A 21,930-nucleotide genomic window follows, 5' to 3' on the forward strand; every position below is an offset into this window, starting at 1 on the left:
GTCGCTTTACCCGTTGCATTGAGTCTCCATGCGTGCCGATCAATTGCTCGTTGACCGCGGCCTTGCCGCATCCCGTTCGCAGGCCCAACGGCTGATCGCCGCGGGGGTGCGCTGGCGTGTGTCACCCGGCGACTGGAAAGCCGTCACCAAAAACGGCGAGGAGCTGCGCGAGACGGTGGAGCTGGAGCTGCTGGACACGGCGGAGTCCCGCTTTGTGTCGCGCGGTGGCTTGAAGCTCGACGGCGCACTCACGCACTGTGGCCTCGACGTGACCGGTCAACGCTGCCTCGACGTGGGGCAGAGCAGCGGTGGTTTCACGGACTGCCTGCTGCAACGCGGCGCCGCAGCGGTGGTGGGCGTGGACGTGGGCCAGGGCCAGTTGCACCCCAAGCTGCGCAGCGATGCGCGGGTGGCCTGCATCGAGAAATGCAACGCCCGCGAACTCACGGCGGAGCAACTGGTGCAAACCGGGGGCGAGGCCGCTTCCGCACCGTTCGACCTGATCGTGGGGGACCTGTCGTTCATCTCGCAGACGCTGGTGTGGCCGGCCATCGTGCCGCTGTTGAAAGACGGTGGCCACCTGCTGATGCTGGTGAAGCCGCAGTTCGAACTGCAGCCGGGCCAGATTGGCAAGGGAGGCCTGGTGAAGGACGCGGCGAGCTATGTGCTGGTGCGCGAGCGCATCACGCTGGCCTGTGTGGACAACGGTCTGACACTGCAGGATTTTTTTGAAAGTGCCATCACCGGCGGTGACGGCAACCGCGAATTTTTCGTCTGGGCGAAGCGGGCTGCGTGAAGCTGTCCCGCGGACCCGGCGCTCGACAAGGAACCACCATGGCGCTGCCATTGAGTTTTGAATTCTTCCCGCCCAAGACGCCCGAAGGCGTCGAGAAACTGCGCGCCGTGCGCCAGCAGCTGTATGTGCAGAAGCCCGAGTTCTGCTCGGTGACCTACGGCGCCGGCGGTTCCACGCAGCAGGGCACCTTCGACACCGTGGGTGCGATCCTCGCCGAGGGCGTGGACGCGGCCTCGCACTTCTCGTGCATCGGCGCCACCAAGGCCAGCGTGCGCGAGCAGCTCGCCACGCTCAAGGCCATGGGCGTGAAGCGCCTGGTGGCGTTGCGCGGCGACCTGCCCAGCGGCTACGGCATCGGTGGCGAGTTCCACCACGCCAGCGATCTGGTGGCCTTCATCCGCGAAGAGACCGGGCGCGACTTCCACATCGAGGTGGCGGCCTACCCGGAAATCCACCCGCAGGCCAAGTCGCCCGAGGCCGACCTGCAGGCCTATGTGAGCAAGGTCCAGGCCGGCGCGGACTCGGCCATCACGCAGTATTTCTACAACAGCGACGCCTACTTCCGCTTCGTGGACGACGCGCACAAGCTGGGTGCCACCGTGCCGGTGGTGCCGGGCATCATGCCCATCGGCAGCTCCACGCAGCTGATGCGTTTCTCCGACGCCTGCGGCGCCGAGATCCCGCGCTGGATCCGCCTTCGCCTGCAAGGCTACGGCGACGACATCGCGTCCATCAAGGCCTTTGGTCTGGACGTGGTGACCGACCTGTGCGACCAGCTCCGCAGCGCCGGCGCGCCCGCTTTGCACTTCTACACCATGAACCAGAGCGCGGCCACGCTGGAGATCGTGAAGCGGCTGCAGCTGGGATAAGGTGCCGGGCTGGCCGACAACACCTGAGAGGACCGCCATGCCCATTCGCCCACGATCACGAACCCGCTGCGGCCGCGCACTGACCGCGCTGCTGTGGGTGGCCTTGCTGGCCGGCTGCTCCGCACCCGTTCCCGCGCCGGTGGGTGCGGCCCGCAGCGCCGACGCGGTGGACAGCGGCCGACCCGCCGCTGCTCCGCCCGCGTCCCCATCCGTCTCAGTGCCTCCGGCGGAACCGCCTGCGAGCGTGGACCCTTCTCCCGAGCTGGCCCCGCCCGCTGTCACCCCGTCGGCCCCCGATCAGCTGATCGACCGTGGGCTGGCGTCCTGGTACGGGCGCCGGTTTCACGGCCGCCGCACCGCCAGCGGTGAGCGCTACGACATGCACGATTTCACCGCCGCGCACAAGACCCTGCCGTTCGGCACCCGGGTGCGGGTGCGCAGCCTGCAGACCGGCAAGGAGGTGGTGGTGCGCATCAATGACCGAGGCCCTTACCGGCACCGGCGCATCATCGACCTGAGCCAGGCCGCGATCACGGCGCTGGGCGTGCGCCACCGGGGCGTGACCTCGGTGGAGTTGCTGAGAGAATGACGCCGGCCGCGCGGAGTCCCTGGCGCGGCCAACCATCCAGGAGACCCGCAACATGAAAATCGAAACCATCGCCGTGCACGGCGGCTACACCCCCGACCCCACCACCAAGGCGGTGGCGGTGCCGATCTACCAGACCGTGGCCTACGCGTTCGACGACACGCAACACGGCGCCGACCTGTTCGACCTCAAGGTGGCGGGCAACATCTACAGCCGCATCATGAACCCGACCAATGGCGTGCTCGAAGCGCGCCTGGCGGCACTCGAAGGCGGCATCGGCGCGCTGGCCATGGCCTCGGGCATGGCGGCGATCACGGCCGCGATCCAGACCATTGCCGAGTCGGGCGACAACATCGTCTCGGCCTCCACGCTCTACGGCGGCACCTACAACCTGTTCGCCCACACCTTCCCGCAGCAGGGCATCACCGTGCGTTTCGCCGACCCGCGCGACCCGGCCGCGTTCGCCGCGCTGATCGACGAGCGCACCAAGGCGATCTACTGCGAGTCCATCGGCAACCCGCTGGGCAACGTGACCGACATCGGCGCGCTGGCCGCCGTGGCCCACGCCGCCGGCGTGCCGCTGATCGTGGACAACACCGTGACCAGCCCCTACCTGTGCCGCCCGTTTGAACACGGCGCCGACATCGTGGTGCACTCGCTGACCAAATACCTCGGCGGCCACGGCACCACCATCGGTGGCGCCATCGTCGACAGCGGCAAATTCCCGTGGGCGGAGCACAAGGCCCGCTTCAAGCGCCTGAACGAACCCGACGTGAGCTACCACGGCGTGGTTTACACCGAAGCGCTGGGCGCGGCGGCCTACATCGGCCGTGCGCGCGTGGTGCCGCTGCGCAACATGGGCGCGGCGCTCTCGCCGATGAACGCGTTCCAGATCCTGCAGGGCATCGAGACCCTGGCGCTGCGCATGGACCGCATCTGCGAGAACGCGGTCAAGGTCGCCACGCACCTGCAGAACCACCCCAAGGTGGACTGGGTCAACTACGCCGGCCTGCCCGGCCACAAGGACCACGCGCTGGTGCAGCAATACATGGGTGGTCGCGCCTCCGGCATCATCAGCTTCGGCCTGAAGTCGGCCGACGCGATTGCGGCCGGCACACGTTTCCAGGACGCGCTGCAGCTCTTCACCCGCCTGGTCAACATCGGCGACGCCAAGTCGCTGGCCTGCCACCCGGCCACCACCACGCACCGCCAGCTCAACCCCGACGAGATGAAGAAGGCCGGCGTGAGCCCCGACATGGTTCGCCTGTCGATCGGCATCGAGCACATTGACGACCTGATGGCCGATCTGGAGCAGGCGCTGGCGAAGGTGTGAAGCACCGCCAGCGTTCATGAAGAGGCCCGCTTCGGCGGGTCTTTTTTCTGGCGCCCGTTGCGCACCCGTCTTGATCTCGCGCAGTCACAGGCGCCATTCCCGTGGCATATTGGGTTGCTCTGGTCGCGGTGGCACAGCGGCCTGGCGGACAAGGAGGAAGACACATGGACAGACCCTGGCTCAGTCAATACCCGGCCGGCGTGCCGGCGGACATCGACGTTCAGCGATTCGCTTCACTCAAGGACGTGCTGGCCAGCAGCTGCGCACGGTTTGCCGACCGGCCGGCCTACAGCTCGATGGGCACGGCGATGAGCTTTCGCGAGCTCGACGATGCCAGCCGTGCCTTCGCCGCCTGGCTGCAGAAGGTGGCGGGTCTCCAGCGCGGCGATCGGGTCGCCCTCATGATGCCCAATCTGCTGCAGTACCCGGTGGCGCTGTTCGGCGTGTTGCGCGCCGGCATGGTGGTGGTGAATGTCAACCCCTTGTACACCCCGCGCGAGCTGGAGCACCAGCTGAAGGACGCCGGCGCCCGGGCGATCGTGGTGGTGGAGAACTTTGCCCACACGCTGGAGCAGGTGATCGGTGCCACCCAGGTGCGCGCGGTGGTGACGACGCAGGTGGGTGATTTGTTGCCACCGTTGAAGCGGCTGCTGACGAACGCGGTGGTCAAACATGTGAGGAAGCTGGTGCCCCCGTGGCGGCTGGCCGGCGCCGTGGACTTCAGGCATGCGCTGTCGGCGGGCCGCGCGCAGACGCTCGACGACGTCCCTCTCCAGCACGGCGATCTCGCTTTCCTTCAGTACACCGGCGGGACCACCGGGGTGGCCAAGGGCGCGATGCTCAGTCACGGCAACATGGTCGCCAACGTGCTCCAGGTGGCCGCGTGGATGTCGCCCAACCTGAACGACGGCGAGGAGACGCTGATCCTCCCGCTGCCGATGTACCACGTGTTTGCACTGACCGGTGCGCTGTCCTTCTTCTGCAAGGGGGCGCAGGCGGTGCTGATTCCCAACCCGCGCGATCTGCCGGCCTTCCTCCAGGTGCTGCGGAAGACCCGCTTCACCGCGATCATCGGGGTCAACACCCTGTTCCGCGCCCTGCTCGACGCACCGGGTTTCGCCGAGGTGAACCTGGGTTCCCTCAAGCTGGCGGTGGCCGGCGGCATGGCGGTGCAGCATGTGGTGGCGCACCGCTGGAAAGAGCGGGCGGGCGTGCCCCTGGTGGAGGGCTATGGCCTCACCGAGAGCGCCCCGGTGGCGATCGCCAACCCGGTCACCATCCCGGAATGGAGCGGCCAGATCGGCGTGCCGCTGCCGAGCACGGAGGCGGCCATTCTGGACGACGACGACGCGCCGGTTGCACTCGGCGAGGTGGGCGAAATCTGCCTGCGCGGCCCGCAGGTGATGCAGGGCTACTGGAACCATCCCGAGGAGACGGCCAAGGCATTCACCGCCGACGGCTGGCTGCGCACCGGTGACATGGGTGTGATGGACGAACGCGGCAGCATCCGCATCACCGACCGCAAGAAGGACATGATCGTGGTCTCGGGTTTCAAGGTGTTCCCCAACGAGATCGAGGACGTGCTGACCATGCACCCCGGGGTGCTGGAGGCCGCGGCGATCGGCGTGCGCGACGAGCGTTCGGGCGAGGCGGTCAAGGTGGTGATCGTGCCCATCACTCCGGGGCTGACCGAAGCCGAGGTGCTCGCGCACTGCAAGCTGCACCTGACCGGCTACAAGATGCCGCGTGTGGTGGAGTTTCGCAGTGAGCCGTTGCCCAAGACCAACATCGGCAAGATCCTGCGCCGCGAACTGCGCAATGGTGCGGTTGCGACGGCGGCGTTGACGGCCCCCGTGGCCTCATCCCGGCCTGCCGGGCCGGGTTGACGCCGGTCGGCGCTCAGCTCACGGCCCTGGGGCCGACGAGACCGTCACGCCGCGTCCCGGCGGTGCAGCGCCTGGTGCAGGATCACCTCTCGTCGTAGCTCACCACCAGTTGATCGGTGGTGGGCCGCGCCTGGCAGCTGAGCACAAAGCCCTTCTCGGTTTCCCAGGGCTCCAGCGTGAAGTTCTTGTCCATCGTGACCGCGCCTTCCATCACCTTGGCGCGGCAGGTGCAGCACACGCCGCCGCGGCACGACCAGGGCAGGTCCAGGCCGGCGTTGAGCGCCACGTCGAGCACGTGCTCGTCCTTGCCCATGCGCAACTGGTGCGGCTTGCCATCGAGCACCACGGTCAGCGCCACTTCGCCGTCGGTGCGAACGGCCGGGTGGCCGAGCACGGCGGCCTGACGCTGATCGGTGGGCAGGGCGTCCAGCGTCGGCGAAGTGAATCTCTCGGTGTGCACACGGTCGGGCCGCACGCCGGCCGCCAGCAGCGCTTGCTCGGTCGCTTCGATCATGGCCTCGGGGCCGCAGATGAAGACCTCGTCCATGCTGCCCACGGGCAGCAGTGCGCCGATGAGCTCGCGCACCTTGTCGCCGTCGATGCGGCCTTCGAGCAGCGGCACTTCCTGCGCCTGGCGCGAGAGCACGTGGATCAGCGTGAGGCGGCCGGGGTACTTGTCCTTCAGGTCCTGCAGCGCTTCGTTGAACATCACGCTGGCCATGCGGCGGTTGCCGTAGACCAGGGTGAATTTCGCCTCGGGCGACTCCTCCAGTGTGCTGGCCATGATGGACAGGATGGGTGTGATGCCCGAACCCGCCGCGAAGCCCACGCGGTGGATGGCGCGGGGTTTGTGGACGGTGAAGCGGCCGTCGGGCGGCATCACGCGCAGGGTGTCGCCGGCTTTCAGTTCGGCCGCCGCCCAGTTGGAGAACACGCCGCCTTCGACCGGGCGGATGCCCAGCGTGAGTTCGCCCTGCCGCGTGAGCAGGCTGCGCGGGCTGCTGATCGAATAGCTGCGCCGCACGTCCTGCCCGCCGATGGTGGTGCGCAGCGTGAGGAACTGACCCGGTTCGAAGGTGAAGGCGTCGCGCAGTTCCGGCGGAATGCGCAGCGACACCGCCACCGATCCGGCTGCCTCGGGGTGGATGCGCGAGACGGTGAGCTCGTGGAAGCGGGGGGCGGCGTTGCTCATGGTGTCAGTACGGCTTGAAGTAGTCGAAGGGTTCCAGGCAGTCGAGGCACTTGAAGAGTGCTTTGCACGCGGTGGAGCCAAAGGGCGAGGTTTCCGTGGTGTTGTGCGAGCCGCACTGGGGGCAGGGCACCGCGGTGTGACTGACCGCGTGGCGGCTGAACTTCACCACCCCGGCGGGCGTGTCGGCATGGCTGCCGCATTGCGGCGGCGCGATGCCATAGGCGCGCAGCTTCTCGCGCGCTTCGTCGCTCATCCAGTCGGTGGTCCAGGCGGGCGAGAGCTGCGTGATGACGCGGCCGGGCAGTCCGGCGGCGCTCAGGGCCGCGTGGATGTCGTCCTCGATCTGGCCCATGGCCGGGCAGCCGCTGTAGGTGGGCGTGATCACCACCTCGGGCACGCCGTCGGCGCCCTCGCGCACCCCGCGCAGGATGCCCAGTTCGCGCAGGCTGATGACTGGAATCTCCGGGTCGGCCAGGTGCGCCAGTGCCTCGGTGATGGCCTGCAGCGAAGCGTGGGTGGCCGCATCCATGGTGTTCACCAGACGGCGGTCGGGTGCGCTCGGGCCAGGCTCTGCATCTCGGCCAGCAGGAAACCCAGGTGCTCGGAGTGCACGCCTACATGGCCCTGGGCCACGTAGCCCGCGTGCGGTTGGTCGTGGCGCGTGAGCGTGGCCTCGGCCAGGGTGTCGTTCACCAGCGCATTCCAGTGATCGCGCAGCGTTGCCGTGTCCACGCCGCTGCCGTTGGATGCAGCCGCCTGTTCGGCGGGCGACGCCTGCCAGAAGGCTTCGCAGTACGGCAGCAGGTGGTCCAGCGCGGCCTGCGCGCGGCGGTGGGATTCTTCGGTGCCGTCGCCGAAGCGCACCAGCCAGTCCGATGCGTGGCGCAGGTGGTAGCTCACCTCCTTCAGCGACTTGGCCGCGATGCCGGCCAGCTGCGCATCCTTCGACGCCTGCAGGCTGTCCCACACCAGCACCATGAGCGCGCTGACGAGGAAGTTGCGCGCGATGGTCACGGCGTAATCGCGCTCGCTCACCGCGTAGCCCACCAGCGGGCCGTGGTGCGGCAGCTCCATCAGCGTGTGATTGCGGAACTCGGCGGTGTCGCGGAAATAGGCCAGCGTGTCTTCGGCGATCAGGCCGTTCTGGCGCGCGCCCTGCAGGTGCGCGAAACGCTGGGCCTCGGCTGGGTCGGCGTTGATGAGGCGGGCCGCGTGCTGGTAGAGCAGGCGCGCCTGGCCGATCAGGTCCAGGCTGTTGTTGGCCAGCGCCAGGTCCTCTTCGAGGACGGGGCCGTGGCCACACCACTCGGCGTTGCGCTGGCCGAGCACCAGGGCGTTGTCGGCCAGGTGCAGCAAATACTCAACCGGCGCCGCCATCACATGTGCCCCACTTTTTCAGGAATGTCGTAGAAGGTCGGGTGGCGGTAGATCTTGTCGGCCGCCGGGTCGAAGAAGCTGTCCTTGCTGTCGGGCTCGCTGGCGGTGATGGCGTTGGACGGCAGCACCCAGATGCTCACCCCTTCCTGGCGGCGGGTGTAGACGTCGCGAGCCATCTGCAGCGCGTGTTGTGCGTCGCTGGCGTGCAGGCTGCCGCAGTGTTTGTGTTCCAGGCCCTGCTTGCTGCGGACGAAGACTTCCCAGAGCGGCCATTCTTTCAGTGCGGGTGTTGATGCGGGCGCTCCCTCTCCCTTGGGGAGAGGGTTGGGGTGAGGGCTTTTGTTCATGCGGCTTCCTTCAGGTTGCGGGCTTGCTGTCTGGCGGCGTGGGCCATGGCGGCGTCGCGCACCCACTGGCCTTGTTCGTGGGCTTTCACGCGGGTGGCCAGGCGTTCCTTGTTGCAGGGGCCGTGGCCGTTGACCACGGCCCAGAACTCGTCCCAGTCGATCACGCCGTAGTCCCAGTGCCCACGCGCTTCGTTCCACTTCAGGTCGGGGTCCGGCAGGGTCACGCCCAGCACCTCGGCCTGCGGCACGGTGGCGTCCACGAACTTTTGCCGCAGGTCGTCGTTCGAGATGCGCTTGATGCCCCAGCGCATGCCCTGCACGCTGTTGGGGCTGTCGGCGTCGGGCGGGCCGAACATGGCCAGGCATTTCCACCAATAGCGGTTGACGGCGTCCTGCACCATGGCTTTTTGCTCAGCCGTGCCCTGCATCATCACCAGCAGGGCCTCGTAACCCTGGCGCTGGTGGAAGCTCTCTTCCTTGCAGACGCGGATCATGGCCCGGGCGTAAGGCCCGTAGCTGCAGCGGCACAGCGGGATCTGGTTCATGATCGCCGCGCCGTCCACCAGCCAGCCGATCACGCCCACGTCGGCCCAGTTCAGCGTCGGGTAATTGAAGATGGAGCTGTACTTGGCTTTGCCGCTGTGCAGCCCGTCGAGCATCTGGTCGCGGCTGGTGCCGAGGGTCTCGGCGGCGCTGTACAGATAGAGGCCGTGGCCGCCTTCGTCCTGCACCTTGGCGATCAGGATGGCCTTGCGCTTGAGGCTGGGCGCGCGGCTGATCCAGTTGCCCTCCGGCAGCATGCCCACGATCTCGCTGTGCGCATGCTGGCTGATCTGGCGCACCAGGGTCTTGCGGTAGGCCTCGGGCATCCAGTCGCGCGGCTCGATCTTGCCGTCGGCGTCGATCACGGCATCGAAATGGGTTTGCAAGGCCGTGTCTTCGGCGCTGGCCGGCGCTGCGACGGCCTTCAGGCCGGGCTTGGCCTCACTGTCGGCGACCGAAAAAGATTGGGTGTACATGCGCGTCTCCTGACCCCGAAACCGGGTGCCTGATGGGGTGAGACGGCAGTATATGCAATTAACCGACCGATCGGTTGGTTAATTGAGGCGGGTGCGATCAGGGTTTTCCGGGGGGTGGGTGTCATTGCAGTGGCGCCATGTTCGCCACCATGGATCGCACGACCGGGTTTCCTTTCTCGTGGAAGGCCGCAGGCCGGTCGGTGGCCGTGGCGTATGCCATGTTGTTCGCCCCCTTGGTGTCGGGTGAGCCTGTGGATCGCCAGACCCGTTGTGGTCTGCCCGGCTTTCGCGCGGCGCTGGAGGCACGGATCAATGCCGTCCGGGCCCAGCCACGGATGTGCGGGTCCAGGGCCATGCCCGCTGTGCACCCCCTTTGAAAACCTGGCGTGGGGCGAGCTCTCGGTGGAGGGGGTGATCGCGGGCTGGCTGTCCAGCCCCGGGCACTGCAGCAACCTGATGAGCCGCGACTTCGCCGAGTTCGGTGCCAGCTGCGTGCAGCAAACGGCCAGCCCCAACGTCCCCTACTGGGCGCTGGTGCTGGCACGGCCTTGAGCCGGCGCAGCGGTCAGCCGCCAGTGTCGAGCGTTTGTGCCTTGCCCCGGCCGCGGCCGAGGTGGGTCAGCAACTGGGGCAGTGCAACCTGCAGCGCCGCCTTGAGCGTGTGCGGCGGGTTGATGACAAACATGCCGCTGGCGGTCAGGCCGGGCCGGTCGTCCGGGCCGTCTGTGGGGTCCTGGCCGATGGCCAGGGTGGCGTTCAGCCACGGCCGCTGGGCCTGGTTGGCCAAGGTCTTGAGGCGCCGGGGCAGGTCGTGCGCCTCGGGCCGCGGGATGATGGGGTACCAGACCAGGTAGGTGCCGGTCGGGAAGCGGCGCATGATTTCCTGTATGCAGGCGCTCACTTTGCCGTAATCGCTTTTGATCTCGTAACTGGGGTCGATCAGGACGGCCGCGCGCTTGGAGCCTGTGGCCGATGGCGGCGGCGGCAGCAGAGGTTTGACGCCTTCAAAACCGTCCTGCAGCGCCACCGCGATCTGGCGGCCCGCTTCGAGTTGGCCGATGTTGGCCGTCAGCGTGCGGCTGTCGGTGGGGTGCAGTTCGAACAGCTTGAGCTTGTCGCGTGACTCGGTGCGCAGCAGCGAATGCAGGACAAACGGCGACCCGGGGTAGACGCGCAGCAGGCCCGAGGGGTTGAAGCTGGTGATCAGGTCCAGATAGTCGTCGATGGCCGGCGCGGCGGGCACGGGCGCCGCCCCCGCCGGACGCAGCGCGGCCATCAGCTTGACCACGCCGTCCTTGGCCTCGCCGCCGGTTTCCGTGTAGTCACCATCCAGGCGGTACAGTCCGGCGCCAGCGTGGGTGTCGATCAGGGTGATGCCCGCCTCTTTCTGCATCAAATGGCGCAGGGTGGCGATCAAGGTGATGTGCTTGAGCACATCGGCATGGTTGCCTGCGTGGAAGGCGTGTCGGTAACTGAACATGCCTGAATGGTAGCGCCGGGCCGGGTTGGCCGGGGGTAGTGGTGCAGTTTGAGCCCCACTATATTTACAAAGCCTAGCCCAGGACTGCACTGCGTGCTAGCCTACCTGCATGCCGAAAAAAGACTTTTCACAGATCGCTTTCGACGTGGTGCAGAGAGCCACGGGAGAGAGGCCTAAGCAGCAGCCGAAGCCCCAAAAAGAAACCGCGCCCAAGGAGACCAAGGGCGCGGCTCAAGGCGGGCAAACCAAAAAAGCTGCTTCAAAGTAGTGGAAGCGTGTCGCCCTTCTTTGTGAACGCCCTGTTCATGATGGACATGAACGAATCCCATTCGTCAGATGCCCTCATGAACCCTATGACAGCGTACAAGTGTTGGGCCAAAGCTGGATTCCCAATATCTTCCGTCAGCCATTGATGGTGCTTGGCCTTTCTGCGACCCATCCCGTCTGATGGGTTTTTCCGCTCCAGCTCTCTCAGCACGCCTGGACCAAGGCGCTCATAAATCAAGTCTTTGATGTAGTAGCTGACAACACCAGGGCGGCGTGATGAACCAGTCCACCGCCATTTCTTCAGCCTGTAAAGCTCCTGGAAAAATTCATCTGGGAACGCCTTAACCCATGCCGCAAGCTCGGCTCTCAGGAACCGCTCAAGGTAAGCCTGCAAGGCGTCGCGGGCTCTAACTTGCTGATACCCGGTGGCCTCGTCAACGAGCGCAACAATCCCGGTTTCCGCAAGGCCCCGAACCAGCATGTCTGCCTTCTGCGCGATGTGTATTTGGCTCGGCAAAAGCAGCTTCTGATCCCTTGCTCTCAAGTACACGTTACATACTTGCGGCAATGCCTCAGCCCTGAATCCATAGCCAGAGCCACCTGTTGGAAGCCTAAATTTTACGGGTCTTGTCGACTCGAAAAGTTCTTTTGAAATCAATGGCTTAAGGTTGGATGCGGCCAGAAAAGCGGGTAGGTTGTCGACCTCATCGCTCGACGCCGCGCCGGTCCCTCCTTTTGCCTTTTTTGATCGCCCAATGGCCGACAGAAAACCCTCCTGCGTTAGAACCCGAGTCCCGTCGCTCAGCACGTAACAAGGTATCTCGGCTTCAAGGAGCTTAAGAGGGCGATCCAGCGACCCGTATTCAGCCATAGGCAGTGCTGGATCGTCCTGACGAGCCTTCTTCGCAAGGCCGCCCTTCCTGGCAATTTCACTTCTTCGCTCTGGCGTTAGTTTTTCCGCTCTGGCGACACCGCCTTTTGCTCTACCCACTGGTTTTTCAGGTTCGATCATGCAAGCACTCCTTCAGAAAAGTGCTTGCATCATGGCATACGCATGCTTAGCATGCAAGCACAAAGTGAAAACGTGCTTGCATAAAGCAATGTTACGAAATACAATTCAAACTGACTTATGCGAAAGCAGTCCATGAACAAGCTCTCCATCCAAGACCGCGTTGCCATCCTGAACATCCTCTCCGAAGGCGCAGGCATCAACGCTGCTTCACGGATCACGGGGAAGAGCAAGAACACGGTGTTGAAGCTGCTGGCCGAAGTGGGGCAGGCCTGCGCTGCGTATCAAGATCGCGTCATGGTCAACCTGCCGTGCAAGCGCATCGAATGCGATGAAATCTGGTCCTTCGTCGGCGCCAAGCAAAAGAACGTGCGCGATGACGATGAAGCCCATGCCGACTATGGCGATTGCTACACCTTCACCGCCATCGACCCCGACACAAAGCTGATGCCTTGCTGGTTGGTTGGGGTGCGTACCGCACGATGCGCTCAGGACTTCATGGCCGATCTGGCGCCCCGTCTTGCAAAGCGCGTGCAACTCACCACGGACGGCCTGCAGGTCTACGTCGATGCAGTTGAGAACGCATTCCGTGGAAATGTGGACTACGGCATGCTGAACAAGTCCTATGCAGGCGAAGCCATGCAGAAGGAGGCAAAGCGCCGCTACAGCCCGGCCACCTTGACCAGCGTGGAGAAAATCCGCGTGTTCGGCAACCCGGTAGAGGCCGACATCAGCACGTCAATCGTTGAGCGTGCGAACCTGAGCATGCGGATGGGGATGCGCCGCTTCACACGGCTGACCAACGCTTTCAGCAAGAAGCTTGAGAACCATATGCACGCGGTCAGCTTCTACTTCATGGCCTACAACTTCGTGAAGATTCACAAGACCATCAAGACCACGCCAGCCATGGAAGCCGGTGTGACTGATTTCCTGTGGAGCATGGAAGACATCGTGATGATGTCGGAGACGATGGGGCAATAAAAAAGCCCGCTGATGCGGGCTTTTGGCGACAAAAAAATCTCAAGCGTGCTCGGGCAAAGTGGGCACGCAAGGCTCTTCGGCCAGAAGTTTATCTAGCGCAGCATTCACTGAGCGAATCTCAGAAATCGCTTCTTCGAGCGCCATACTGGTATCGCGAGCATTCTTTGGATGAAGCATCGCGAAGAGATCGAATTTTAGATCTTTCATGTTCACCGCCTTTCTCTTTCTGTTACACAACTGCCTGCTTGGTCAATTTTTCTATAGCCTGGGTGTATCTAGGCTCATCGTTGTTCTTCAACGCATCCGCCAGATCCTGCACCCACAAAATCTGCTGCTTTGAGTTTGAAACCAGCCGCTGCTCTGAGTAGTCAAGCACATGATGGATCCCATCCAGCAACGCCTCAATGGCCTTCAAACTAAGAATGATGTCCTCAATAGAAGGACTGATCTTGTCTGAGAACTTTTCAAAGCCGAACTTGAAATGCACCTTCAGAATCTTGTCGGCTGTCTGGAAAATTTCTCCCCAGATTACCTCTACTTGACTGGCGACAGAACTCCAAGCCTGCTGTGCTGTGGGATTCATCTCTTGTTCTTGAAGTTCCGCTGTTCTCGCTTCCACGTCTGTTCCCTTATCTAAAACTGCCATGTCCCCACACATAGAAGGAAGTGCATGCAAAAATTACATCACTAGCACACACCTACGAGCAGCCTTAGATTGTACTTATAACGAGGATCCTCTGCATAGACTTTAGTGGATACGTATCCACACACTACACGCAGTGGCCGGTATGTCAAGATATATAACGACAGGCGGAGCGAGGACTTGAGTTCTCGTGCTACTTCCTGGCTTTATGAGGTTGCTGCGCTGCAACATGCTGTACGTGTGCACAGTCTCCTGTAGCGTTCAACTACTTTGTAACCACCTCGGTTCAAAGTGAACCATGACCTGGCCGGGTGGCTACTTGCCACGCCACGCCCAAAAATCGTACAATCAAAGGCTTCGCAGCGATTCAGTGGCTCCGCGACGAAGCACCAAATCCCACCTAAGAGTCTTCCATCAGAGAAGAACCGACCGTGGAAAAGAGCCCGCCAAACCACCTCTTTGCAGAGAAAACTCATGACTACTACGTTCAGCGCCAAACCAGCTGACGTGAAGCACGAGTGGTTTGTGATTGACGCGACCGACAAGGTCCTCGGACGAGTTGCCAGTGAAGTGGCTCTCCGTTTGCGCGGCAAACACAAGGCCATTTACACGCCTCACGTCGATACCGGTGACTTCATCGTCATCATCAACGCATCCAAGATCCGTGTCACGGGCACCAAGTCCACCGACAAGATCTACTACCGTCACTCGGGCTACCCCGGCGGTATCTATGCCACCAACTTCCGCGACATGCAGGCCAAGCACCCCGGCCGCGCGCTCGAGAAGGCCGTCAAGGGCATGCTGCCCAAAGGTCCTCTGGGCTACGCCATGATCAAGAAGCTCAAGGTGTACGGCGGTGCCGAGCATCCCCACACCGCCCAACAGCCGCAAGTGCTGGACATCTAAAGGAGCCTCAAGATGATTGGTGAATGGAACAATGGCACCGGCCGTCGCAAATCCAGCGTCGCCCGCGTGTTTCTGAAAAAAGGCTCCGGCCAGATCGTGGTCAATGGCAAGGACATCCAGGCCTACTTCGGCCGCGAGACCTCCATCATGATCTGCAAGCAGCCCCTGCTGCTGACCAACCATGCCGAGACCTTCGACGTGATGGTCAACGTGCACGGCGGTGGAGAATCCGGCCAGGCCGGTGCGGTGCGTCATGGCATCACCCGCGCCCTGATCGACTACGACGCCACACTCAAGTCCGGTCTGTCGCAAGCTGGCTTCGTGACCCGCGATGCCCGCGAAGTCGAACGTAAAAAGGTCGGTCTGCGTTCCGCACGCCGCGCCAAGCAGTTCAGCAAGCGCTAACCAGCGCCTGGTCTCTGCCGCAGAAACCGCCTTCAAGCCTGGCTTGGGGCGGTTTTTGTTTTCTGTGGCCCGTTTCTTGTTAAAGGGGTTGGCATATGAGGTTGCGCCTGTTGCGCAGAAGAATGACGGTGAGTGCGCCGCGCATGGCGATCCGCAGTGCCACGCCTTGGCCGCTTCGCTGGTTGCTCGCGGCTGTGGTGCTGGGGTTCTCGGGCGCACTGGCGCTGTGGGCCTTTGAGTTCGGCAAAGAGATTGCCGGGCTTGAGCGCAACGCCAAACAGGAGCTGGAGCAGTTGCGCAGCGAGGTGCAGGCATTGCGTGCCGACCTGGGCAAGGCACGGTCGGTCGTCAACACGTCGGAAAGCCTCTTGACCGCAGAGAAGGCCGCGCAGGCGCAGCTGATGTTGCAGATCGGCCAGTTGCAGGCCGACAATCAGTCGCTGCGCAGCGACCTCGGCTTCTTCGAGCGCCTGATCCCCGCCGCAGGAAGCGATGCGCTGAGCATCCGTGGCTTGCAGATCGAGCGCGTGGCTGAAGCTCAGCTCAGATGGCAAGTCCTGATGATTCAGGCAGAAAAAAATGCCCCCGATTTCAAAGGACAGCTGGAGGTGAGTTTCACCGGAACGCTGGATGGTCGTCCATGGACGGCATTGCACGCGCCTGCCCCCTCACCGGTGCTGATCAAGGGCTCTCTGCGCCAAGAGGGCCTTGTGGACGTTCCGCCGCAGGCCGTGGTAAAAATCGTGACCGCGAAAATCTTGCAGGGCGGGGCCGTGAAGGTTCTGCACACCATCAAACTCTGACCTCCGTCTCTCCTGAACCACCCCCCCCCCATGTTTGGCAAAAAAAAACAACCCCCCATCAAAAGCCTGATCGCCCAGGGAACGCGCATTGAAGGCAATGTGGTGTTCCACGATGGACTTCGCGTGGATGGCGAAGTGGTCGGAGACATCCGCGCGAGCGACGAGCAGCCCAGCATTCTGGTGATCAGCGAGTCGGCCAGTGTGAGTGGCCAGATCCATGCGGATCACGTCATCATCAATGGCACCGTCAAGGGTCCCGTGTTTGCCTTCGACCTGCTGGAGTTGCAGCCCAAAGCCCGCATCGAAGGGGATGTGTCCTACAAGGCGCTGGAAATGCACCAGGGTGCCACGATCTCCGGCCAGCTCAGGCCCATGACCGGCGGCCTCGAAGACAAACCCACACTGAAATTGGCGGCAAACAACGGGTGAGCACAATCCCGAGCGTTTTGCTATAGCATTGCATTTCGTCGTGAGTGAAGGGCATTCACGATACCCTTTTCGGACTTGGGTCAAGGCCCGATTCCCCACCATTCAAGGACACGCATGAGCGCCGTCGCCGACAACATTCAGACCGACATGCCAGCACCGCTGGTCTTCACCGACAGTGCCGCGGCGAAAGTGGCCGAGCTGGTGGCCGAAGAAGGCAATCCCGACCTGAAACTGCGCGTGTTTGTGCAAGGGGGCGGGTGCTCGGGGTTCCAGTACGGATTCACGTTTGACGAAGTGGTCAACGAGGACGACACGACGATGACCAAGAACGGCGTGTCGCTGCTGATCGACGCGATGAGCTACCAGTACCTGGTGGGGGCTGAGATTGACTACAAGGAAGACTTGGAAGGCGCCCAGTTCGTGATCAAGAACCCCAACGCCAGCACTACCTGCGGGTGTGGATCGAGCTTCAGCGTCTGAGCCCGCTGGGCGGCCGCAAATAAAAAAGGAGCGCATGGCGCTCCTTTTTTATTGCCGCTCGAAAGCGGGGGGGTCATTCGGCGCTGGCTTGCAGCACGGTGGCGGCCGCGTTGAGGCTCAGCCGCTGTTGTTGGGCGACGGCTTCAAAACGGGCGCGGAAGGCCTGGTTGAGAGGGATGTTCTCGCTCTGGCGTGCGATCTCCAGCGGATCCTGGTGCACGCCTTTGACTCGGAACTCGAAATGCAGGTGCGGACCGGTGGAGGCGCCGGTGGATCCGACGGCACCGACGAAGTCGCCCTGTGACACCTTCTGACCGGTGCGCACGTCAATGCGACTCAGGTGGGCGAAGAGGGTGGACTGGTTGTCTCTGTGGGTGATCTCGACGACGTTGCCATAACCGCGCTGGACGCCCGCGAACGTCACCACGCCATCGCCGATCGTGCGCACCGGGGTGCCAGTGGGGGCGGCGTAGTCAATGCCGAGATGGGCCTTCTGCTTGCCCGAGATCGGGTGGAAGCGCATGCCGTAGCCGCTGCTCACGCGCGAAAACTCGAGGGGCGAACCCAGGAATGACTTGCGCGAGCTCTCCCCGTTGAAGCCGTAAAAGGCACCCTTTTGCCCTGGTTCCTCGAACCACACTGCCGCGTGCGTGCGTCCGTTGTTGACAAATTCGGCACTCAGCAGGCGGCCGGCACGCATCGTTTCGCCATCGGCTTCGAGGTTTTCGTAGACCACGCTGAAGCGGTCGCCCTGGCGCAGGTCGCGACGGAAATCGATGTCGCTGGCGAACACTTCCGCCAGTTGCACGGCCACGCTGTCGGGCAGGTTGGCCGCGTCGGTGGCGGCGAACAGCGAACTGTGGATCACGCCACTGGCCAGGCGGACCTGTGCGGTCAGTTCACCGCTTTCCCGGCTGACCTTGAATCCGTCCGGCCCGTTTTCGACCACCATTCGCTGAAACACGCGACCGTCGTCTGGCACCCAGCGTGCGCTCAGGCGATGCAGCGCCTGCTGGTCGTTCGTTTCGACGGTGACCAGTTTGCCGATCCTGCCTTCGAACAGCTGCCGGGCCTGCGGGTCGCTTTGCAGCAGGGCCACGGCGGCGGGGTCGCGCACATCCAGGCGCTGCAGCAGGCTCTGGGCGGTGTCGTCGCGGCGCACGGTGTCGCTGCGGTACAGCGTCAATGGAATGGTGGCACCCAGACTCAGGTCTGCGAGTGGACGCAACGGCAGTTCTTCAACGACCTCGCGCACCGGCAACAGGGCCGCGTCGGGCGCGAGGGGCGCGATGCCGAAAGCGGTCACACCGGTGCCAAGCAGCAGCGCACCAATACCAGCCATGATGCGGCGTGGATGGCGAGCGAGGCTGTCGAGGACCGCTTGAGGGGTGGACCGTGCCAGTTGGGGCAGCTTGTCTGTGCGGGAAGAAGAAATCAAGATCGATGTCCGGCAGAAGTGGCGGGGGGCGCCACCCGTCGATAGGGGTGTTCGGGTCGCATCAGCCAGGGCATCGACGTGGGCCACGGCTCGCCCTCTAAAATCCGGGCTCGCGAAACCCAAAAGTATAGTCACATCACCCCGTGATGCATCTGAAAAAACCCTTATGAATCACAGCGAAATCGATACCAAAGGTGTTCAAAAACCGCTCGTTGCCGGTGTCGGACTGACGGACGGCGTGCGCGAAGCGCTGGAGGTGACATTGCGGGGGTGTGAGGAGTTGATTCCGCACGACGACTGGGTGAAAAAGCTCACGCGGTCTGAGCAGACGGGCGTGCCACTGCGCATCAAGCTCGGGCTGGACCCGACCGCGCCCGACATCCACATCGGCCACACGGTGGTGCTCAACAAGATGCGCCAGCTGCAGGACCTGGGGCACCAGGTGATCTTCCTGATCGGCGACTTCACCAGCCTGATCGGCGACCCTTCCGGGCGGAACAACACACGCCCGCCGCTGACCAGCGAGCAGATCAAGGCCAACGCCGAAACCTACTACAGGCAGGCCAGCCTGGTGCTGGACCCGGCCAAGACCGAGATCCGTTACAACAGTGAGTGGTCGCTTCCATTGGGTTCGATGGGCATGATCCAGCTGGCGGCCAAGTACACCGTGGCACGCATGATGGAGCGCAACGATTTCCACGACCGTTTCAAGGCCGGCACGCCGATCAGCGTGCACGAGTTCCTGTACCCGCTGATGCAGGGCTACGACTCGGTGGCCTTGAAGAGCGACCTGGAGCTCGGTGGCACGGACCAGAAGTTCAACCTGCTGATGGGGCGCCACCTGCAGCAGGAGTACGGCCAGGAGCCCCAGTGCATCCTGACGATGCCGCTGCTCGAAGGCCTGGACGGCATCGACAAGATGTCCAAGAGCAAGAACAACTACATCGGCATCACCGAAGAGGCGAACAGCATGTTCGCCAAGGTGCTGTCAATCAGCGACACGCTGATGTGGCGCTGGTTCACGCTGCTGTCGTTCAAGTCGCTGGCCGAGATCGAAGCGCTCAAAAAAGAGGTCGAAGGCGGGCGCAACCCGAAGGACGCGAAGGTGATGCTGGCCAAGGAGATCACCACGCGGTTCCACAGCGCGGCCGCCGCTGACTCGGCCGAGCAGGATTTCGTCAACCGCAGCAAGGGCGGTGTGCCGGATCAGATTCCCGAGGTGACGCTGTCGGGGGCGCCCATGGGCATCGCTGCGCTGCTCAATGCGGCGGGCCTGGTGGCGTCCAACGGCGAGGGCAACCGGTTGATCGACGGCGGCGGTGTGCGCATCGACTCTTCGGTGGTCAGCGACAAGGGGCTGAAGCTGGGTGCCGGGGTGTATGTGGTGCAGGTTGGCAAGCGGAAGTTTGCTCGGGTCACGCTTTCATAAACCTGCACCTCGCGGGATCGGGGCGCCAGCGCGCTCTGTTCCGTTCGTGTCCCCCGGACCGGCTGCGCCGGTCCTCCTCCTTGACCTCACTGCACAGAGCGCGCTGGCGCCCCGATCCGAGGTGATGTGGGCGCTCAACTGTGGGCGTGCCCGGGTGTGCGCGGTCTGACGCGATGGGTGGATGGCGCAGCGAAGTAAAGGAGGAGGGCTGGCGCAGCCAGCCCGGGGGACATGAGCGGAGCCGTCCGCCCCATCGCGTCAGGCCATGAAGCCACGTGTGAACGAACCAGGACTCAGCGCGCCCCAGCCTTCTCCAGCAAAGAAACCATCGCCGAGTACCCACGGGCCTTCGCCAGCGCCAAAGGTGTCTGACCACTGCGGTCCGCCAGCTGCAGGTTCGCCCCCGCATCGATCAGCGCCTTCAACGTCGCCTGGTGACGCGCACCCCCATCGCCCAGCACGATGGATTCGATCACCGCCGTCCAGTGCAGGTTGTTCACGTGGTCCAGCGGCGCGCCAGCGGCGATCAGCTGCCTCACCACGCCGTCATGCCCCAGGTGGGCCGCCGCGATCAGGGCGGTGCCGTCGTAGCGGCTGGTCACCTGTTTCGCGCTCGCGCCCAGCTGCAACAACACCTTCAGCGTGTCCTCGTCGTCCGCCACCGATGCGATGGTGACGGCGTCGTAGCGGTCGCTTTCCAGCTTGTTCAGGCCGGCGCCGGATGTCACCAGCGCCCGAATCACCTCGCGCTGGCGGGCGAATGTGGCCACGTGCAGCGGCGTGCGTCCGTACCCATCGACGGCGTTCAGTGCCGCACCCGACGACGTGAGGCGCTGGACCTTGGCCACGTCGCCCTTGTGCGCCGCCATGTGCAGGCCCGTGTAGGCCACTGCCTCGGCCGTACTGGGTGCGACCTGGGCCTGGACCGACACGCCAGCCAACGTCAGCGACAAGGCCAGCGAAATGACCCGGAGGGGCGTTTTCATTTCAGCAGGTCCGCAACCTTGGCAATGCCGGCGTTGGCGCACTGCTCGTCCAGATGACCGCCGGGCGCACCGCCCACACCCACCGCACCAATCACTTCGTTGCCCACCTTCACCGGCACGCCGCCGCCCAGCACCAGGAAGCCGGGGATGTCCACCAGCGTCGCCGCGCCGGGGTTCTTCTGCACGTTCTCCAGCATCGCGGCGGTGGTGTTGCGGGCCGAGGCCGAGGTGTAGGCCTTGCCTTGGGCGGCGCCGATGGTGTGCGGGCCGGCGTTGTCGGCGCGCTGCAGGGCGCGCAGGTTGCCGGCGCGGTCGACCACGGCGGCGGTCACGTTGTAGCCCGCGGCGCTGCACGACGCGACGGTGGCGGCGGCAATCTGGTTGGCGAGGTCCAGCGACATGTTCTTCTCGGTGCGCACGGCCTGCGCGCTGGCGGCGGTGGCGATCAGGGACAGGGCGAGGGTGGATGCAAAAACGGTGGCTTTCATGGGGTTCTCCTTCGGGTGTGTGCGGTTCGATCAACCGTGGGAGAACTGTAAAAATTCACGGCCTTCGCCACCATTCGGGCGGCTACGCGCGGTGCTCCGTAGAACTACGGAGTGCCGCCGTTGCTCTCGGCGTCCACCAGCGCGGCGTAGTGGCGGATCAGCTGCGCCAGCGACTCGGCCTGCAGCTTGGCGAACAGGTTGGCGCGGTGGCTTTCCACCGTGCGCGGCGAGAGCTCGAGCGCGCGGCCGATCTCCTTGTTGGTCAGGCCGGCGACGATGAAGCCCAGCACCTCGCGCTCGCGCTCGGACAGCTGCGCGTAGCGCTCGCGCGCGGCGCGGTCGGCCTGGTGGCGCTCGCGCGAGCGCACGTGCTGGCGCACCGCGTTCTGCAGCGCCTCGATCAGCAGCTCGTCGTTGACCGGTTTCTCCAGGAACTCGGCCGCGCCGGCCTTGAAGGCGCGGCGGCACATGTCCACCGTGCCGTGGCCGGTGAGCATGATCACCGGCTGGTCCACGCCCTGCGCCACCAGCGTGTCGAGCACCGCCAGGCCGCTGATGCCGGGCATGCGCACGTCGAGCACGATGGCGCCGATGCCTTCGCGGTCGAAGCCGCCAAGGAAGGCCTGCGGGTCGGCCCAGGTCGTGACGCGCAGTCCCACCGTGCCGATCAGCAGGGCGAGACCCTCGCGAACGGCCGCGTCGTCGTCGATCAGGTGGATGGTGGGTGACAGGGTAGGGCTCACAAGGCTTCCTCCGCTCTTTGGGCTTCGGGGCGAGCTTG

The 21,930-nt window shown here is 64.2% G+C and carries 27 protein-coding genes; 14 read left to right on the forward strand and 13 right to left on the reverse strand.

Going from position 1 to position 21,930, the window contains the following annotated elements:
• Positions 1–28 precede the first annotated feature (28 nt).
• From IM738_RS25215 to IM738_RS25235, 5 genes are all read left to right on the forward strand, one after another.
• On the forward strand, positions 29–796 hold the full coding sequence (locus IM738_RS25215; protein WP_236963728.1) for a TlyA family RNA methyltransferase: 768 nt from the start codon (positions 29–31) through the stop codon (positions 794–796).
• A 38-nt stretch (positions 797–834) separates the two neighbouring features.
• The gene (metF, locus tag IM738_RS25220; protein WP_236963729.1) at positions 835–1,665 is read left to right on the forward strand and encodes a methylenetetrahydrofolate reductase [NAD(P)H]; all 831 of its coding nucleotides are present in this window, start codon (positions 835–837) and stop codon (positions 1,663–1,665) included.
• Positions 1,666–1,702: 37 nt separating this feature from the next.
• Positions 1,703–2,254, forward strand: coding sequence for a septal ring lytic transglycosylase RlpA family protein (locus IM738_RS25225; RefSeq protein ID WP_236963730.1), 552 nt, complete (start codon positions 1,703–1,705; stop codon positions 2,252–2,254).
• Positions 2,255–2,306: 52 nt separating this feature from the next.
• Positions 2,307–3,584: an O-acetylhomoserine aminocarboxypropyltransferase/cysteine synthase family protein gene (locus IM738_RS25230; RefSeq protein ID WP_236963731.1), complete on the forward strand. Its 1,278-nt coding sequence runs from the start codon at positions 2,307–2,309 to the stop codon at positions 3,582–3,584.
• A 164-nt stretch (positions 3,585–3,748) separates the two neighbouring features.
• Positions 3,749–5,470, forward strand: a complete 1,722-nt coding sequence (locus tag IM738_RS25235; RefSeq protein ID WP_236963732.1) for an AMP-binding protein — start codon at positions 3,749–3,751, stop codon at positions 5,468–5,470.
• Positions 5,471–5,552: 82 nt separating this feature from the next.
• On the opposite strand, the gene IM738_RS25240 is transcribed toward IM738_RS25235, so the two are convergent.
• From IM738_RS25240 to paaA, 5 genes are read right to left on the reverse strand one after another with little or no spacing between them, the layout of a single operon-like run.
• On the reverse strand, positions 5,553–6,662 hold the full coding sequence (locus tag IM738_RS25240; protein ID WP_236963733.1) for a 2Fe-2S iron-sulfur cluster-binding protein: 1,110 nt from the start codon (positions 6,660–6,662) through the stop codon (positions 5,553–5,555).
• Positions 6,663–6,666: 4 nt separating this feature from the next.
• A complete protein-coding gene (gene paaD / locus IM738_RS25245) occupies positions 6,667–7,191 on the reverse strand; it encodes a 1,2-phenylacetyl-CoA epoxidase subunit PaaD (protein WP_236963734.1) in 525 nt (174 codons plus the stop codon).
• A gap of 5 nt (positions 7,192–7,196) precedes the next feature.
• Entirely contained in the window at positions 7,197–8,039 is an 843-nt protein-coding gene (gene paaC, locus IM738_RS25250) for a 1,2-phenylacetyl-CoA epoxidase subunit PaaC (protein WP_236963735.1), read from the reverse strand.
• Positions 8,039–8,386 (reverse strand): 1,2-phenylacetyl-CoA epoxidase subunit PaaB, encoded by a 348-nt coding sequence (gene paaB / locus IM738_RS25255; protein ID WP_236963736.1) that lies wholly within the window; start codon positions 8,384–8,386, stop codon positions 8,039–8,041. Before paaB ends, paaC begins: the two co-directional genes overlap by 1 nt.
• Positions 8,383–9,405 carry a 1,2-phenylacetyl-CoA epoxidase subunit PaaA gene (gene paaA / locus IM738_RS25260; protein ID WP_236963737.1) on the reverse strand — a complete coding sequence of 341 codons (1,023 nt, stop codon included), beginning with the start codon at positions 9,403–9,405 and terminating at the stop codon, positions 8,383–8,385. Before paaA ends, paaB begins: the two co-directional genes overlap by 4 nt.
• A 312-nt stretch (positions 9,406–9,717) precedes the next feature.
• Here paaA and IM738_RS25265 point away from each other — a divergent pair, with 312 nt between their 5' ends.
• Complete coding sequence (locus IM738_RS25265) at positions 9,718–9,957, forward strand: CAP domain-containing protein (protein WP_236963738.1); 240 nt, start codon at positions 9,718–9,720, stop codon at positions 9,955–9,957.
• 13 nt (positions 9,958–9,970) lie between these two features.
• Here IM738_RS25265 and IM738_RS25270 read toward each other — a convergent pair whose 3' ends face one another.
• A complete protein-coding gene (locus tag IM738_RS25270) occupies positions 9,971–10,885 on the reverse strand; it encodes a 23S rRNA (adenine(2030)-N(6))-methyltransferase RlmJ (protein WP_236963739.1) in 915 nt (304 codons plus the stop codon).
• Positions 10,886–10,994: 109 nt separating this feature from the next.
• On the opposite strand from IM738_RS25270, the gene IM738_RS25275 reads away from it, so the two are divergent.
• Positions 10,995–11,153 (forward strand): hypothetical protein, encoded by a 159-nt coding sequence (locus IM738_RS25275; protein WP_236963740.1) that lies wholly within the window; start codon positions 10,995–10,997, stop codon positions 11,151–11,153.
• On the opposite strand, the gene IM738_RS25280 is transcribed toward IM738_RS25275, so the two are convergent.
• The gene (locus tag IM738_RS25280; protein WP_236963741.1) at positions 11,145–12,164 is read right to left on the reverse strand and encodes a P63C domain-containing protein; all 1,020 of its coding nucleotides are present in this window, start codon (positions 12,162–12,164) and stop codon (positions 11,145–11,147) included. The two genes, IM738_RS25275 and IM738_RS25280, sit on opposite strands and share 9 nt — an antisense overlap.
• Before the next feature lie 132 nt (positions 12,165–12,296).
• Here IM738_RS25280 and IM738_RS25285 point away from each other — a divergent pair, with 132 nt between their 5' ends.
• The gene (locus tag IM738_RS25285) at positions 12,297–13,142 is read left to right on the forward strand and encodes an IS1 family transposase (RefSeq protein ID WP_236963742.1); all 846 of its coding nucleotides are present in this window, start codon (positions 12,297–12,299) and stop codon (positions 13,140–13,142) included.
• Between the two features lie 39 nt (positions 13,143–13,181).
• On the opposite strand, the gene IM738_RS25290 is transcribed toward IM738_RS25285, so the two are convergent.
• On the reverse strand, positions 13,182–13,355 hold the full coding sequence (locus IM738_RS25290; protein ID WP_236963743.1) for a hypothetical protein: 174 nt from the start codon (positions 13,353–13,355) through the stop codon (positions 13,182–13,184).
• Between the two features lie 16 nt (positions 13,356–13,371).
• Positions 13,372–13,788: a hypothetical protein gene (locus IM738_RS25295; protein ID WP_236963744.1), complete on the reverse strand. Its 417-nt coding sequence runs from the start codon at positions 13,786–13,788 to the stop codon at positions 13,372–13,374.
• A gap of 471 nt (positions 13,789–14,259) precedes the next feature.
• Here IM738_RS25295 and rplM point away from each other — a divergent pair, with 471 nt between their 5' ends.
• From rplM to erpA, 5 genes are all read left to right on the forward strand, one after another.
• A complete protein-coding gene (gene rplM / locus IM738_RS25300) occupies positions 14,260–14,691 on the forward strand; it encodes a 50S ribosomal protein L13 (protein ID WP_236963745.1) in 432 nt (143 codons plus the stop codon).
• A 12-nt stretch (positions 14,692–14,703) separates the two neighbouring features.
• Positions 14,704–15,096, forward strand: coding sequence for a 30S ribosomal protein S9 (gene rpsI / locus IM738_RS25305; RefSeq protein ID WP_077332705.1), 393 nt, complete (start codon positions 14,704–14,706; stop codon positions 15,094–15,096).
• Between the two features lie 95 nt (positions 15,097–15,191).
• Entirely contained in the window at positions 15,192–15,899 is a 708-nt protein-coding gene (locus IM738_RS25310; RefSeq protein ID WP_236963746.1) for a DUF6776 family protein, read from the forward strand.
• 30 nt (positions 15,900–15,929) lie between these two features.
• Entirely contained in the window at positions 15,930–16,328 is a 399-nt protein-coding gene (locus IM738_RS25315) for a bactofilin family protein (protein WP_236963747.1), read from the forward strand.
• Positions 16,329–16,442: 114 nt separating this feature from the next.
• Entirely contained in the window at positions 16,443–16,808 is a 366-nt protein-coding gene (gene erpA, locus IM738_RS25320; protein WP_077332711.1) for an iron-sulfur cluster insertion protein ErpA, read from the forward strand.
• Between the two features lie 73 nt (positions 16,809–16,881).
• Here erpA and IM738_RS25325 read toward each other — a convergent pair whose 3' ends face one another.
• Positions 16,882–18,150, reverse strand: a complete 1,269-nt coding sequence (locus IM738_RS25325) for a peptidoglycan DD-metalloendopeptidase family protein (protein WP_442908533.1) — start codon at positions 18,148–18,150, stop codon at positions 16,882–16,884.
• Between the two features lie 262 nt (positions 18,151–18,412).
• Between IM738_RS25325 and tyrS the strand changes: the two genes are divergently transcribed.
• Positions 18,413–19,675, forward strand: a complete 1,263-nt coding sequence (gene tyrS / locus IM738_RS25330; protein WP_236963749.1) for a tyrosine--tRNA ligase — start codon at positions 18,413–18,415, stop codon at positions 19,673–19,675.
• Positions 19,676–19,968: 293 nt separating this feature from the next.
• Here the strand turns inward: tyrS and IM738_RS25335 are convergent, their stop codons facing one another.
• From IM738_RS25335 to IM738_RS25345, 3 genes are all read right to left on the reverse strand, one after another.
• The gene (locus IM738_RS25335) at positions 19,969–20,661 is read right to left on the reverse strand and encodes an ankyrin repeat domain-containing protein (RefSeq protein ID WP_236963750.1); all 693 of its coding nucleotides are present in this window, start codon (positions 20,659–20,661) and stop codon (positions 19,969–19,971) included.
• A complete protein-coding gene (locus tag IM738_RS25340; protein ID WP_236963751.1) occupies positions 20,658–21,149 on the reverse strand; it encodes a GlcG/HbpS family heme-binding protein in 492 nt (163 codons plus the stop codon). The genes IM738_RS25335 and IM738_RS25340 overlap by 4 nt, the downstream gene beginning before the upstream one ends.
• 104 nt (positions 21,150–21,253) lie before the next feature.
• Positions 21,254–21,892, reverse strand: a complete 639-nt coding sequence (locus IM738_RS25345) for a response regulator transcription factor (RefSeq protein WP_236963752.1) — start codon at positions 21,890–21,892, stop codon at positions 21,254–21,256.
• Positions 21,893–21,930: the final 38 nt, after the last annotated feature.

The organism is Hydrogenophaga sp. SL48 (assembly GCF_021729865.1).
Lineage (GTDB): Bacteria > Pseudomonadota > Gammaproteobacteria > Burkholderiales > Burkholderiaceae_C > Hydrogenophaga.